General features: G+C 69.5%; 12 protein-coding genes. 2 read left to right on the top strand and 10 right to left on the bottom strand.

Going from position 1 to position 13,681, the window contains the following annotated elements; genetic code table 11:
* Window positions 1-36: 36 nt before the first annotated feature.
* On the bottom strand, window positions 37-1,299 hold the full coding sequence (gene hisS / locus ACWD3I_RS30910; RefSeq protein WP_365403360.1) for a histidine--tRNA ligase: 1,263 nt from the start codon (window positions 1,297-1,299) through the stop codon (window positions 37-39).
* Between the two features lie 11 nt (window positions 1,300-1,310).
* Window positions 1,311-2,021 (bottom strand): MBL fold metallo-hydrolase, encoded by a 711-nt coding sequence (locus tag ACWD3I_RS30905; RefSeq protein WP_266894998.1) that lies wholly within the window; start codon window positions 2,019-2,021, stop codon window positions 1,311-1,313.
* A 180-nt stretch (window positions 2,022-2,201) separates the two neighbouring features.
* Between ACWD3I_RS30905 and ACWD3I_RS30900 the strand changes: the two genes are divergently transcribed.
* Both ACWD3I_RS30900 and ACWD3I_RS30895 read left to right on the top strand, forming a co-directional pair.
* The gene (locus ACWD3I_RS30900; protein ID WP_365403363.1) at window positions 2,202-3,017 is read left to right on the top strand and encodes a peptidylprolyl isomerase; all 816 of its coding nucleotides are present in this window, start codon (window positions 2,202-2,204) and stop codon (window positions 3,015-3,017) included.
* 135 nt (window positions 3,018-3,152) lie between these two features.
* Window positions 3,153-4,382: a DUF349 domain-containing protein gene (locus ACWD3I_RS30895; protein ID WP_365403365.1), complete on the top strand. Its 1,230-nt coding sequence runs from the start codon at window positions 3,153-3,155 to the stop codon at window positions 4,380-4,382.
* Between the two features lie 72 nt (window positions 4,383-4,454).
* On the opposite strand, the gene ACWD3I_RS30890 is transcribed toward ACWD3I_RS30895, so the two are convergent.
* The 8 genes from ACWD3I_RS30890 to ruvC form a co-directional block, all read right to left on the bottom strand.
* Window positions 4,455-6,989: a RelA/SpoT family protein gene (locus ACWD3I_RS30890; RefSeq protein WP_365403368.1), complete on the bottom strand. Its 2,535-nt coding sequence runs from the start codon at window positions 6,987-6,989 to the stop codon at window positions 4,455-4,457.
* A gap of 234 nt (window positions 6,990-7,223) precedes the next feature.
* The gene (locus tag ACWD3I_RS30885; protein WP_365403371.1) at window positions 7,224-7,763 is read right to left on the bottom strand and encodes an adenine phosphoribosyltransferase; all 540 of its coding nucleotides are present in this window, start codon (window positions 7,761-7,763) and stop codon (window positions 7,224-7,226) included.
* Window positions 7,760-8,869, bottom strand: coding sequence for a protein translocase subunit SecF (secF, locus tag ACWD3I_RS30880; RefSeq protein WP_365403374.1), 1,110 nt, complete (start codon window positions 8,867-8,869; stop codon window positions 7,760-7,762). Before secF ends, ACWD3I_RS30885 begins: the two co-directional genes overlap by 4 nt.
* A gap of 2 nt (window positions 8,870-8,871) precedes the next feature.
* On the bottom strand, window positions 8,872-10,629 hold the full coding sequence (gene secD / locus ACWD3I_RS30875; RefSeq protein ID WP_365403377.1) for a protein translocase subunit SecD: 1,758 nt from the start codon (window positions 10,627-10,629) through the stop codon (window positions 8,872-8,874).
* A 129-nt stretch (window positions 10,630-10,758) separates the two neighbouring features.
* Window positions 10,759-11,262 (bottom strand): preprotein translocase subunit YajC, encoded by a 504-nt coding sequence (gene yajC / locus ACWD3I_RS30870; RefSeq protein WP_365403380.1) that lies wholly within the window; start codon window positions 11,260-11,262, stop codon window positions 10,759-10,761.
* A gap of 174 nt (window positions 11,263-11,436) precedes the next feature.
* Window positions 11,437-12,507 (bottom strand): Holliday junction branch migration DNA helicase RuvB, encoded by a 1,071-nt coding sequence (ruvB, locus tag ACWD3I_RS30865; RefSeq protein WP_365403383.1) that lies wholly within the window; start codon window positions 12,505-12,507, stop codon window positions 11,437-11,439.
* Window positions 12,508-12,517: 10 nt separating this feature from the next.
* The gene (ruvA, locus tag ACWD3I_RS30860) at window positions 12,518-13,123 is read right to left on the bottom strand and encodes a Holliday junction branch migration protein RuvA (protein WP_307033232.1); all 606 of its coding nucleotides are present in this window, start codon (window positions 13,121-13,123) and stop codon (window positions 12,518-12,520) included.
* Entirely contained in the window at window positions 13,120-13,659 is a 540-nt protein-coding gene (gene ruvC / locus ACWD3I_RS30855) for a crossover junction endodeoxyribonuclease RuvC (RefSeq protein ID WP_365403386.1), read from the bottom strand. The genes ruvA and ruvC overlap by 4 nt, the downstream gene beginning before the upstream one ends.
* Window positions 13,660-13,681 lie beyond the last annotated feature (22 nt).

Below are 13,681 nucleotides of genomic sequence, written 5' to 3'. Positions count from 1 at the left end.
GTCCCCTGGAAGGACCCGGCACCTCACCACGCCGTGCTAACCCAGCCGTGCTTCCAGCTCCGCCACGATCTCGTTCACACCGATCGCCGTCTGCTCACCGGACTCCATGTCCTTGAGCTGGACGACGCCCTCGGCGAGGTCGCGTTCGCCGGCGACGACCGTGTAGCGGGCGCCGCTGCGGTTGGCGTTCTTCATGGCGCCCTTGAGGCCCTTGGCACCGTAGGAGAAGTCGGCCGCGATACCGACCTTGCGGAGCTCCGTCACCTTGGCGAAGAGGACCCGACGGGCCTCTTCGCCCAGCGGGACCGCGAAGACACTGGTCGTGGAGGGGAGTTCGAGCTCCACGCCCTCCGCCTCCAGTGCCAGCACCGTACGGTCGACGCCCAGCGCCCAGCCCACCGAGGGCAGCGCGGGGCCGCCGATCATCTCGGACAGACCGTCGTAGCGCCCACCGCCGCCCACCGCGGACTGGGAGCCCAGACCGTCGTGGACGAACTCGAAGGTCGTCCGGGTGTAGTAGTCCAGGCCGCGCACCAGCTTGAGGTCGTCCTCGAAGGCGACGCCCGCCGCGGTGATCAGTGCGCGGACCTCCTCGTGGTACGCCTTGCAGGCGTCGCAGAGGTAGTCGCGCAGGAGCGGGGCGTCCCCGAGCTGCTTCTGGACCGCCTCGCGCTTGTCGTCCAGGACGCGCAGCGGGTTGATCTCCGCGCGGCGCAGCGTCTCCTCGTCGAGGTCGAGCCCCCGGAGGAAGTTCTGCAGCGCCTCCCGGTACACCGGACGGCACTCCTTGTCGCCCAGGCTGTTGAGGAGGATGCGGAAGTCACGCAGCCCCAGCGAGCGGTACGCCTGGTCGGCCAGGATGATCAGCTCGGCGTCCAGCGCCGGGTCCTCGGCACCGATCGCCTCGGCGCCCACCTGGGAGAAGTGCCGGTAACGGCCCTTCTGCGGGCGCTCGTAGCGGTAGTACGAGCCCGAGTACCAGAGCTTGACGGGGAGGTTGCCCGCCTTGTGGAGGTTGGCCTCGAGCGCCGCGCGCAGCACGGAGGCCGTACCCTCGGGGCGCAGGGCCAGCTTGTCGCCGCCCTTGGTCTCGAAGGCGTACATCTCCTTGGTCACGATGTCGGTGGACTCACCTACGCCGCGCGCGAAGAGCTCGACGCTCTCGAAGCCGGGCGTCTCGATGTAGCCGTAGCCGGAGTTGCGCAGCGGAGCCGCGATCGCCTCGCGCACCGCGAGGAACTTCGCGCTGTCCGGCGGAATGAGGTCGTACGTGCCCTTGGGGGCCTTGAAGGTGCTCACGGAAAGTCTCGTCACATTCCTCGTCGGGGAGCGTCGACATGTGCTCCCGGGCCGGCGGCCACCTGCCGCAGATACGGGTTGGTGGCACGCTCACGGCCGATGGTCGTGTGCTCGTTGTGGCCGGGCAGCACCACGGTCGAGTCGTCGAGCGGCAGGACCACGCGGGCCAGGGACTCGAGCATGTCGTCCATGGAGCCACCGGGGAAATCGGTGCGTCCGATGGAGCCGGCGAACAGCAGGTCGCCCGAGAAGAGAAGCGGAGGAATGTCCGCCACCTCGGGCAGGCCGAAGGTCACCGACCCCCTGGTATGGCCGGGCGCGTGCGCCACAGTGAGCTCCAGTCCCGCCAGTTCCAGCTTCACGCCGTCGGTCAGTTCCTTGACGTCGTCCGGCTCCCCCACGGTCAGTTCACCCATGAGCGGCATCCCGATGGAGCGGCCGAGCGCCTTCTCCGGATCGCTCATCATGAACCGGTCCTCGGGGTGGATCCACGCGGGTACGTCGTGCGCTCCGCAGACCGGGACGACCGAGGCGACATGGTCGATGTGGCCATGGGTGAGGACGACGGCGACGGGCTTGAGCCGATGCTTCTTCAGTGCCTCTTCGACTCCCTGGGCGGCCTGATGGCCCGGGTCGATGATCACGCACTCCTCACCGGCGGCGGGGGCGACGAGATAACAGTTCGTCCCCCAGGCCCCGGCGGGGAACCCGGCAATGAGCACGATCGTCCTTCGTTGTGTCGATAAGGGTGGGCTTAAAAAACGGCTGCGCCTGTGGTCAGAGCCTACCGGCGCTGCCGTTTCCTCAGCGAACCCATATACGGTACGGGGCACACGCACGCGGTCGGCTCACAAGACGCAGGCGTCCCAGCAGACATACGAGACGCATGAGGAGAGAACCCGGTGGTCACCCAGGAACAGCGGAAGCGGCAGCTCGCCCGGGAGAAGTTCTTGCGGCAGCAGCAGCGGCGCACGGCCGCGCGGCGCAAGGCCCGCATGCGCAACTCCGTGATCGCGTCGGTGCTCGGCGTGATCCTGGTGGGCAGTCTGGCGCTCTATACGTCGGACGTCCTCAAGGGCGACGACGACAAGTCCGACGCCGCCGCGGCCACGCCGTCGCCGACGCCCAGCGCGATCGCCGACCCGTGCAAGAAGCCTGCGGAGGGCAAGGTGAAGACGGCGACCTGGAAGAAGGAGCCGTCGATGACGATCGACAAGTCGGCGAAGTACACGATGAAGCTGGCGACGACGTGCGGTGACATAGACATCGCGCTCAAGACGAAGGCGGCTCCGCACACCGTCAACTCGTTCGACTTCCTCGCGGCCAAGGGCTACTTCGACCACACCAAGTGCCACCGGCTCACCACCAACGGCATCTACGTGCTCCAGTGCGGCGACCCGACGGGCAGCGGCAGCGGTGGTCCCGGCTACACGATCCCGGACGAGAACCTGAAGGACAAAAGCCTCAAGGACAACATCTACCCGGCGGGCACCATCGCGATGGCGAACACCGGGAAGGCGCACACCGGAGGCAGCCAATTCTTCCTCGTCTACCAGGACAGTCAGCTGCCGCCGAGCTACACACCGTTCGGTACCGTTTCCGAATCCGGTATGACGGTCCTGAAGAAGATCGCGGCCGCGGGTGAGAGCACCGGAGCGGGTGATGGCGCTCCCAACGCAACGGTCGTGATCAACAAGGCGACTGTCACCAAATCCTGACCCCCAACAGCCAAATTTCGGTCGCGCGGGATGCGGACAGGCAACCCGCCGGTCGCCTATGTTGGCCGTGACGAAACTGTGGACGATGCCCGGGGGTGCTGAAGCCCCATGCAGGCATCATGTGGAGGAGGCGCTGTGAGCAGCGACCCGTGGGGCCGCGTCGACGAGACGGGGACCGTGTACGTGCGTACGGCCGACGGCGAGCAGGTCGTCGGTTCCTGGCAGGCCGGCTCCCCTGAGGAGGCGCTGGCCTACTTCGAGCGCAAGTACGAGGGCCTGGTTGTCGAGATCGGCCTCCTCGAGAAGCGAGTGAAGACCACCGATCTGTCGGCGAAGGACGCACAGGTCGCCATCGACCACATTCGCGAGCAGGTGGACGCGCACCACGCGGTCGGTGACCTGGACGCCCTCAAGGTGCGTCTGGACAAGCTCGTGGAGACGGTCGAGAAGCGTCGCGAGGAGCGCAAGCAGCAGCGCGCCAAGCAGTCCGACGAGGCCCGTCACTCCAAGGAGGCGCTGGTCGTCGAGGCGGAGGAGCTGGCGCAGTCCGACCAGTGGCGGGCGGCCGGTGAGCGACTGCGGGCCCTGGTGGACACCTGGAAGGGTCTGCCGCGGCTGGACCGCAAGTCCGACGACGAACTGTGGCACCGCTTCTCGCACGCCCGGTCGGCGTTCTCCAAGCGTCGCAAGGCCCACTTCGCCTCGCTCGACGCACAGCGCGAGGAGGCCCGTAAGACCAAGGAACGCCTGGTCTCCGAGGCCGAGGCGCTGTCCGGCTCCACCGACTGGGGTCCGACGGCCGCCCGCTACCGCGAGCTGATGGCGGAGTGGAAGGCCGCGGGCCGTGCCCAGCGCGAGCACGAGGACGACCTGTGGAACCGCTTCCGCGGCGCCCAGGACGTCTTCTTCGCCGCCCGCAGCTCGGTCTTCGCCGAGCGCGACGCCGAGCAGACGGAGAACCTGAAGCTCAAGGAGGAGCTGGCCGGGGAGGCCGAGAAGATCCTCCCGGTCACCGACCTCAAGGCGGCGCGGTCCGCGTTCCGCCAGCTCAACGAGCGCTGGGAGGCCATCGGCCACGTCCCGCGCGACGCGCGTCCCAAGGTCGAGGGCCGGATGCACGCCGTCGAGCGGGCCATCCAGGAGGCCGAGGAGACCGAGTGGCGCCGGACGAACCCGGAGGCACGCGCGCGTGCCGCGGGTCTCACCGGCCAGCTCCAGGACGCCGTGGCCAAGCTCCAGCGCCAGATCGAGCAGGCCCGCGCCCAGGGCAACAACGCCCGCGCCGACAAGCTCGAGCGCGAGCTGGAGGGCCGCCAGGCGCTTCTGGACCAGGCGCTCAAGGGTCTTCAGGAGTTCGGCGGCTGACAGGCCGCGGTTCGGCTGCTACGACGAGAAGGGCCCCGTACCTCGTGTACGGGGCCCTTCTCGTGGTCTGCCCTACGCCCGGGCGCGCGCCGACGTCACGCGGTAGACGTCGTAGACGCCCTCCACGCCGCGTACCGCCTTCAGGACGTGGCCGAGGTGCTTCGGGTCGCCCATCTCGAAGGTGAAGCGGGAGGTGGCGACGCGGTCGCGGGAGGTCTGGACGGCCGCGGAGAGGATGTTGACGTGCTGGTCGGACAGGACGCGGGTGACGTCGGAGAGGAGCCGGGAGCGGTCCAGGGCCTCGACCTGGATGGCGACCAGGAAGACCGAGGACTGGGTGGGCGCCCACTCGACCTCGAGGATGCGCTCGGGCTCCCGGGACAGTGACTCCACGTTCACACAGTCGCTGCGGTGAACCGATACGCCGCTACCGCGTGTGACGAAACCGATGATGGGGTCGCCGGGTACGGGGGTGCAGCAGCGGGCGAGCTTGACCCACACGTCGTCGACGCCCTTGACCACGACGCCGGGGTCGGCGTTGGAACGGCGCTTGCGGCCACGGCCGCGGGACGGCGGGACCGACTCGTCGATCTCCTCGGTGGCCGCCTCCTCGCCGCCGAGCGCGGAGACCAGCTTCTGCACGACGTTCTGCGCGGAGACATGGCCCTCGCCGATCGCCGCGTAGAGCGCGGAGATGTCGGGGTAGCGCATCTCATGGGCGAGCGTCACGAGGGAGTCGCCGGTCAGGATGCGCTGGATCGGCAGGTTCTGCTTGCGCATCGCGCGGACGATGGCGTCCTTGCCCTGCTCGATCGCCTCGTCGCGGCGTTCCTTGGAGAACCAGGCCCGGATCTTGTTGCGGGCCCGCGGGGACTTGACGAACCCGAGCCAGTCACGGGACGGACCCGCGCCGGCCGCCTTGGAGGTGAAGACCTCCACCAAGTCGCCGTTGTCCAGGGTGGATTCGAGCGGTACGAGGCGGCCGTTGACCCTCGCCCCTATGGTGCGGTGCCCGACCTCGGTGTGGACCGCGTACGAGAAGTCCACGGGCGTCGCGCCGGCGGGCAGCGCTATCACGTCGCCCTTGGGGGTGAAGACGAAGACCTCGTTGCGCGACAGGTCGAAGCGCAGGGACTCCAGGAACTCCCCGGGGTCCTCGGTCTCCTTCTGCCAGTCGAGCAACTGGCGCAGCCACGCCATGTCGTTGAGGTGGTCGTCCTTGCCGGTGGTCCTCGGCTGGTCCGAACGCACCTTGGAGGTTCCGGCGACGGCCTCCTGCTTGTACTTCCAGTGCGCGGCGATGCCGTACTCGGCGCGGCGGTGCATGTCGAAGGTGCGGATCTGGAGCTCGACGGGCTTGCCGTTGGGGCCGATGACCGTGGTGTGCAGCGACTGGTACATGTTGAACTTGGGCATCGCGATGTAGTCCTTGAACCGCCCCGGAACCGGGTTCCAGCGGGCGTGGACGGTGCCCAGGGCCGCGTAGCAGTCCCTGACCGTGTCCACGAGGACGCGGATGCCCACCAGGTCGTAGATCTCCGCGAAGTCACGGCCGCGGACGATCATCTTCTGGTAGACGCTGTAGTAGTGCTTCGGTCGGCCGGTGACGGTCGCCTTGATACGGGCCGCGCGCAGGTCCTGCTGTACCTCGTCGGTCACTATGGCGAGGTACTCGTCGCGCTTGGGGGCGCGCTCGGCGACGAGACGGACGATCTCGTCGTACATCTTGGGGTAGAGGATCGCGAAGGCGAGGTCCTCCAGCTCCCACTTGATGGTGTTCATGCCCAGGCGGTGGGCGAGCGGCGCGTAGATCTCGAGGGTCTCGCGCGCCTTCTTCTCCTGCTTCTCGCGCTTGAGATAGCGCATGGTGCGCATGTTGTGCAGACGGTCGGCGAGCTTGATGACCAGGACACGCGGGTCCTTGGCCATGGCGACGACCATCTTGCGCACGGTCTCGGCCTGGGCGGCCTCGCCGAACTTGACCTTGTCGAGCTTGGTGACGCCGTCGACGAGCAGGGCGACCGAGTCGCCGAAGTCACGGCGGAGCTGGTCCAGGCCGTACTCGGTGTCCTCGACGGTGTCGTGCAGAAGGCCGGCCATGAGGGTGGCGGGGTCCATGCCGAGCTCGGCGAGGATGGTGGTCACCGCGAGGGGGTGCGTGATGTACGGGTCGCCGCTCTTGCGCTTCTGGCCGCGGTGCCAGCGCTCGGCGACCTGGTAGGCCGTCTCGATCTTGCGGAGGGTCGCGGTCTCGATCTTCGGGTCGTTGCTGCGCACTATCCGCAGCAGGGGCTCCAGGACCGGGTTGTACGGGTTGGAGCGCTGGACGCCGAGACGGGCCAGACGGGCGCGGACGCGGTTGGAGGAACCGGAGCGGGCGGGCTGGCCGGCCAGCGGGCGGACCGCGGCGGGCGTGGACGCGGGCGCGGGGCGCTCGGGCGCGGCCGGCTTGGGGCGTGGCTGCTCGGCCGACTTGTCGACGGGCGCGGACTGGGCGTGCTCGACCGAGCCCTGCGCGGCGTTCTTCGCGCTCGGCGCGGGCGTGGCCGCGGCGCCTGCCGAAGGCTCGGGCTTGGCGGCGGTCAGTGGCTGGGCCTCGTCTGGCAAGAGGACTCCTCGTGCGCGATCCGGGTCCCCCGATCAGGCTCCGGAGACCCCATGGTAGCGATCCTGCGGCTCAGGATCGCCTTCAGGCCGATGTGAGGACCGTCTACCGGAGAAACGTGAGGGGCTGCCGCCGGCATTCCGGAGGGGGCTCGGCGCCCCTCCGGGGCACGAAAACGGCCGCCCCGGATCTACCGGGACGGCCGTTTTCGTGAGACCTGAAGCGCTGTGCCGGCCTCAGACCACCAGGAGCGCTTCCAGTGGAGCGCCCTCCAGGGCCGATTCCAGGCGGGGGCGGCCCGCGAGGAAGCCGAGTTCCATCAGGACCGCGAGGCCCGCGACCTCGGCGCCGGCCCTGCGGATCAGCTGGATCGCGGCCTCGGCGGTGCCGCCGGTGGCCAGGACGTCGTCGACGATCAGGACACGATCGTCGGCCGACAGGTCCTCGGCGTGCACCTCGATCTCCGCGGAGCCGTACTCCAGGTCGTACGCCTGGCCGAGGGTGGCTCCGGGGAGCTTGCCCGCCTTGCGTACGGGGATGAAGCCGAGGCCCGCGCGGACGGCCACCGGGGCGCCGAGGATGAAGCCGCGGGCCTCCAGGCCGACGACCTTGGTCGCGCCGGTGCTCCCGGCGATCTCCGCGAGCGCGTCGGTCAGCGCGGTGAACGCCGCCGGGTCCGCCAGGAGCGGGGTGATGTCCTTGAACGTCACACCCGGCTCCGGGTAGTCGGCCACGTCACGGATGCGGCTGAACAGCAGCTCCTTGATGTCGGTCATCGCCGCTTCCCCGAGGGTCGGCCGCGGCCCCGGCTGCGCGAGGCGGGCTGGGTGCGCGGGCCGACGACCGCGTGGGCGTCCTCCGGCTCGTCGCCGTGCGAGTCCTCGCCGCGGGCCTCCGCCTGCTCGTCCTCGGCGCCGGCCTGGGCGCGCTTGGCCAGGACCCGCTTCTTGAGGGACTTCATCTGCGGCTCGAGCTCCTTCAGGTCCGCCACGAGCGGCGTGGCGATGAAGATCGAGGAGTACGCACCGGCGGCGAGGCCGACGAACAGCGACAGCGAGATGTCGTTGAGCGTGCCCGCGCCGAGGAAGCCGCCGCCGATGAACAGCAGGCCCGCCACCGGCAGCAGCGCGACCACCGTGGTGTTGATGGAGCGGACCAGGGTGCTGTTGATCGAGCGGTTGGCGATGTCGCTGTAGGTCCAGCGGGTCTGCTTGGTGATGTCCTTCGTCTGCTCCTTGAGGGAGTCGAAGACGACCACCGTGTCGTAGAGCGAGTAACCGAGAATGGTCAGCAGACCGATCACCGTGCCCGGCGTGACCTCGAAGCCGACGAGGGCGTAGATGCCGACGGTGATGGTGATGTCGTGGATCAGCGCGACGAGCGCCGCGATGGCCATGCGCCACTCGAAGGCGATCGCCAGATAGATCACCACCAGGACCATGAAGATCGCCAGGCCCTGCCAGGCCTTGTTGGCGATCTGGTCGCCCCAGCTGGGACCGACGAGGTCGGCGGCGATCTTCTCCGGGTCGACCTTGAAGTCCGTCGCGAGCTTGTTCTTGATCTCGTCGGACTGCGTGGTGTCCATGCCGGCGATCTGGATGCGCAGCGTGCCGTTGCCGAGCTTCTGCACGACGGCGTCGTGGCCGGAGGCCTCTTCCGCGTACTCCTGGGCCTGGGAGACCGAGATGCTGGTCTTCTCGGTGGTGAAGACGGCACCGCCCTGGAAGTCGATGCCCATGTTCAGGCCGCGCACCGCCAGGCCGACGATGGCCGTGATGGTGATCAGGATCGAGATGCCGTACCAGAGTTTGCGGTGGCCGACGAAGTCGTAACTGATCTCGCCACGGTGCAGTCGGGCGCCGAGGTTGCCGAGTTTCGACATGCTCACGCCTCCTTCGTCTCAACGGGGGCGGGACGGCGGGTGCGGCGCAGTGGCGGCTGGGCACCCAGGCTCTTCGGGTCGAGGCCGGACCACTTGTTGCCGCTCGCGAAGAACTTGCGGCGGGCCAGCAGCGTCATCAGCGGCTTGGTGAAGAAGAAGACCACGACGACGTCGAGGACGGTGGTCAGACCCAGCGTGAACGCGAAGCCCTGGACCTTGCCGACGGTGACGATGAACAGCACCGCCGCGGCGAGGAACGACACGAAGTCGGAGACCAGGATGGTGCGCCGGGCGCGCGGCCAGGCCCGCTCGACGGCCGGTCGCAGGGAGCGGCCCTCACGGATCTCGTCGCGGATGCGCTCGAAGTACACGATGAACGAGTCCGCGGTGATACCGATGGCGACGATGGCACCGCACACGGCCGGCAGGTTCAGCGCGAATCCGATGGCCGGGCCGAGCAGCGCCATGAGCACATAGGTGAGGATGCCGGAGACGAGCAGCGAGGCGATCGCGACCATCGACAGACCGCGGTAGTAGAACACCAGGTACAGGATGACCAGCGCGAGGCCGATCGCACCGGCGAGCAGACCGGCGTGCAGCTGGTCGGTGCCGAGCGCGGCGGTCACCGTGGTCACGCTCTGCTCCTGGAAGGAGAGCGGGAGCGCGCCGTACGACAGCATGTTGGCGAGGCTCTGGGCCTCCTCCTGCGTGAAGCTGCCGGAGATCTGGGCCTGGCCGCCGGTGATGGACTGGCTGACGGTCGGGCTGGAGACGACCTGGCCGTCGAGGACGATGCCGAACTCGTTCTGCGGCAGGGTGTTCTGGGCGAGCTGGCCGGTGATGTCGGCGAACTTCTTGGCGCCGCTCTTGTTGAAGTCCATCGTGACCTGCCAGCCGGCGGCGGTCTGCGTGTCGTAGACGGCCTTGGCCTCGTCGACCTCGGTGCCGGCTACGGCGGCGGGGCCGAGCAGGTACTTGTACCAGACGCCCTGGATCTCGCCGCAGCCCACGGTCGAGTCCTCGGGCTTGGAACCTTCGCCGGCCTTGTTGCGCTGCGCCTGCTTGGAGCAGTCGAGGGCGGTGTACGCGGCCTGGAGCTTGGCCTCGGCGGCGGTGGGAGTGCTCGCGGAGGCGGACGGGCTCGCGGAAGCGGAGGCCGAGGCGGACCCCGACGGGGTCGGGTCGGCCTTCAGCGCGTCGGAGGCGGCGCGGCCCTGCGTGGTGGCGGAGGCCGACGGGGAGCTCGACGAGGTCGCCTTCTCACCCGTGGTGGCCGACTCGCTCGTGGAGGGGCTCGGCGAGGCGCTGGAGGAACCGCTGGAGGACGCGCTCGGCGAGGGCGACTCGGCGGCGGCACCGGTGGCCTCCTGGGCCAGCACCGGACGGAAGTACAGCTTCGCGGTGGTGCCGACCTGGTCCCGGGCTTCCTTGGAGTTGGTGCCCTTGGGGATGTTGACGATGATGTTGTTCTTGCCCTGGGTCTGCACCTCCGCCTCGGAGACGCCCAGGCCGTTGACACGGCGGTTCATGATCTCGACCGCGGTGTTCATGTTGGCCGAGTTGATCGCAGAGCCTTGGTCGGCCTTCGCCTCCAGCGTGATGCTGGTACCGCCCGCGAGGTCGATACCGAGACGCGGGGTCGTGTGCCCGGAGAGGAACATTCCCCCGGTGAGCGCCACGATGGCGATCAGGATCAGGGCCAGCGAGCGCCCTGGCTTGCTCTGGGCACTCGAGCTCCGGCCCCTCTTGGGTGCTGCCACCTTCTCGTACTCCCTCTCGGGCCGCTGCGCGCCGGGTCTGCGGGCGGGCGGCCATGACATGGTGTCGATCCCGTGCGAGCTGCGTACGTCCGAGGGCGCGCAGGCCTGGCCCGCGCGCCCCGGGTACAGCTACTTCGCGTCGGAGTCGCCGTCGGTCTTCTTCGGCTCGTCGTCCGTCTTCGCCTCGGCGGCCTCGTCGGCAGGCTCGGCCTCGTCGGCGGGCTCGTCCTTCTTGCCGAGGTCGACGGGCTTGTCGTCGTCGGAGGCGGCGGCAGCTTCGTCGGCGGACTCGTCGGTCTCGGTGAGGGAGGAGGCGTCGTCGGGGACGACGTCGGTCTTCAGGTCGTGCTCGACACCGTGGACGATCCGGTTGTACTCGTCGTCCGTCAGGACGGCACCGATCGCGTTCTTCGCGAAGAGGAGCTCAACGCCCGGCCCCGCGTCGACGAGGATCGTCTCGTCGTTGACCTCCTTGACCGTGGCGTACATGCCCCCGATGGTGCGGATGCCACTGCCGGGCTGCATCTGGTTCCGCATGTCGGCGGCCTGCTGCTGCTTCTTCTTCGCCGACCGGGTCATCAGGAACATGGCCCCGATGAGCACGACGAACGGGAGGAGGGTCACGAGACTCACGGGTCGGTACTTCCTTCACGTGACCGCGATGGTGAGCGGCCTGATGGTTGGGGGTGTGCGCGCCGCCGACAAAGGCGGCATCGGCGGAGTCTAAGCGAGTCCGCGTGCAGGGAACAACGCTCAGCATGGCACCCGGGTTCCTGGCCCGGCCAATCCCGCACCGTCACAAAGACATCACGTCCCGAACAGGTCTTGTTGTCCGTTTCCTGTGGCCACCGAGCCGGGCGGGGTGAGGCCGAGGTGCGCCCAGGCGGCGGGAGTGGCGACGCGACCACGCGGTGTACGGGCCAGCAGACCCTCCCGGACGAGGAAGGGCTCGGCGACCTCCTCGACGGTCTCGCGCTCCTCCCCCACCGCGACCGCGAGGGTGGACAGGCCGACCGGGCCGCCGCCGAACAGCTTGAGCAGGGCCTCCAGGACTCCGCGGTCCAGGCGGTCGAGGCCGCGGGCGTCGACCTCGTAGACCTTCAGCGCGGCCGCCGCGATGTCACGTGTGATGAAGCCGTCCGCCTTGACCTGGGCGTAGTCGCGCACCCGGCGCAGCAGACGGTTGGCGATACGGGGCGTGCCGCGGGAGCGGCCGGCGATCTCGGCGGCGCCGTCGGTGTCGATCTCGACGTCGAGGAGGTTCGCGGAGCGGTGGATGACGCGCTCCAGCTCGGCGGGCTCGTAGAACTCCATGTGCGCGGTGAAGCCGAAGCGGTCGCGCAGCGGGGGCGGCAGCAGGCCCGCGCGCGTGGTGGCCCCGACCAGGGTGAACGGGGGCAGTTCGAGGGGGATGGCGGTGGCACCCGGGCCCTTGCCGACGATCACGTCGACGCGGAAGTCCTCCATCGCCATGTACAGCATCTCCTCGGCGGGCCGGGACATGCGGTGGATCTCGTCGAGGAAGAGGACCTCGCCCTCCTGGAGCGAGGAGAGGATCGCGGCCAGGTCGCCGGCGTGCTGGATGGCGGGGCCCGAGGTGATGCGGATGGGGGCGCCCATCTCCGCCGCGATGATCATCGAGAGGGTGGTCTTGCCCAGGCCGGGGGCGCCGGAGAGCAGCACGTGGTCGGCGGTGGCCCCCCGCGCGCGTGCGGCGCGCAGGACGAGGTCGAGCTGTTCGCGGACCTTCTCCTGGCCGATGAACTCGCCCAGGTCCTTGGGGCGCAGGGCGGCCTCCACGGCCTGGTCCTCGCGGTCGGCGACAGAGTCCACCAGCCGCTCGGGGGCGGTCGCGTCGGTGGTGTCGTCCCAGTTCACTGACGTTCTCCTAGCGGGCGCGGTTCAGGGTCTGCAGGGCGGCCTTCAGCAGCTGGCCCACCTGCGGGGTGCCCCCGGCGGCCTCGGCCTGGGGTGCCACGGCGGACACGGCCTCGTCGGCCTCGCGGGTCGCGTAGCCGAGGCCGATCAGAGCCGCGTGCAGCTGGTCGCGCCAGCCCTGGGTGACCGGGGAGCCGACGGCCGGGGCGCCGATGGGCTCGCCCAGGCGGTCCTTCAGCTCCAGGAGCAGCTTCTGGGCGCCCTTCTTGCCGATGCCGGGGACGGCGATCAGCGCCTTCTCGTCGCCCGTGGCCACCGCCCTGCGCAGGGTGTCCGGAGCGTGCACGGCGAGCATCGCCTGGGCCAGGCGGGGGCCGACGCCGCTCGCGGTCTGGAGCAGCTCGAAGACCTGGCGTTCATCGTCGTCCACGAAGCCGTACAGGGTCAGTGAGTCCTCCCGCACGACGAGGGAGGTGGCGAGCTTGGCCGGCTTGCCCAGCCGGAGCGTGGACAGGGTGTTCGGCGTGCACTGCACGGCCATGCCGACACCGCCGACCTCGACGACGGCGGCGTCGGGGGCGAGGGCGGCGATCGTGCCGCTCACGAAGGCGATCATGCCGTACGGCCTTTCGTTGCGTTGGCTGCGTGCAGGGCGACCGCCTGCTGGAGCCTGTTCTGTGCGGGGGCGCGCCAGATGTGGCAGATGGCGAGCGCGAGGGCGTCGGCGGCGTCGGCGGGCTTGGGCGGTGCGTCGAGCCTGAGCAGGCGGGTGACCATGGCGCCGACCTGGGCCTTGTCGGCGCGGCCGCTGCCGGTGACGGCGGCCTTGACCTCGCTGGGGGTGTGCAGGGCGACGGGGATGCCGCGGCGGGCGGCGCAGAGCATGGCGACGGCGCTGGCCTGGGCGGTGCCCATCACGGTCCGTACGTTGTGCTGGCTGAACACCCGCTCCACGGCGACGAGTTCGGGCCGGTGCTCGTCGAGCCACTGCTCGATGCCCTGCTCGATGGCGACGAGCCGGTGCCCCAACTCGGCGTCGGCGGGCGTCCGTACGACGCCGACGCCGAGCATCGTCAACGGTCGGCCGGCGACCCCTTCGACGACACCGACACCACACCGCGTGAGTCCGGGGTCCACCCCGAGTACGCGCACCGCGCCCCTCCTTCGATCGCCT

This window comes from Streptomyces sp. NPDC002817 (assembly GCF_053592055.1).
This window is presented reverse-complemented; position numbering and strand designations above follow the sequence as displayed.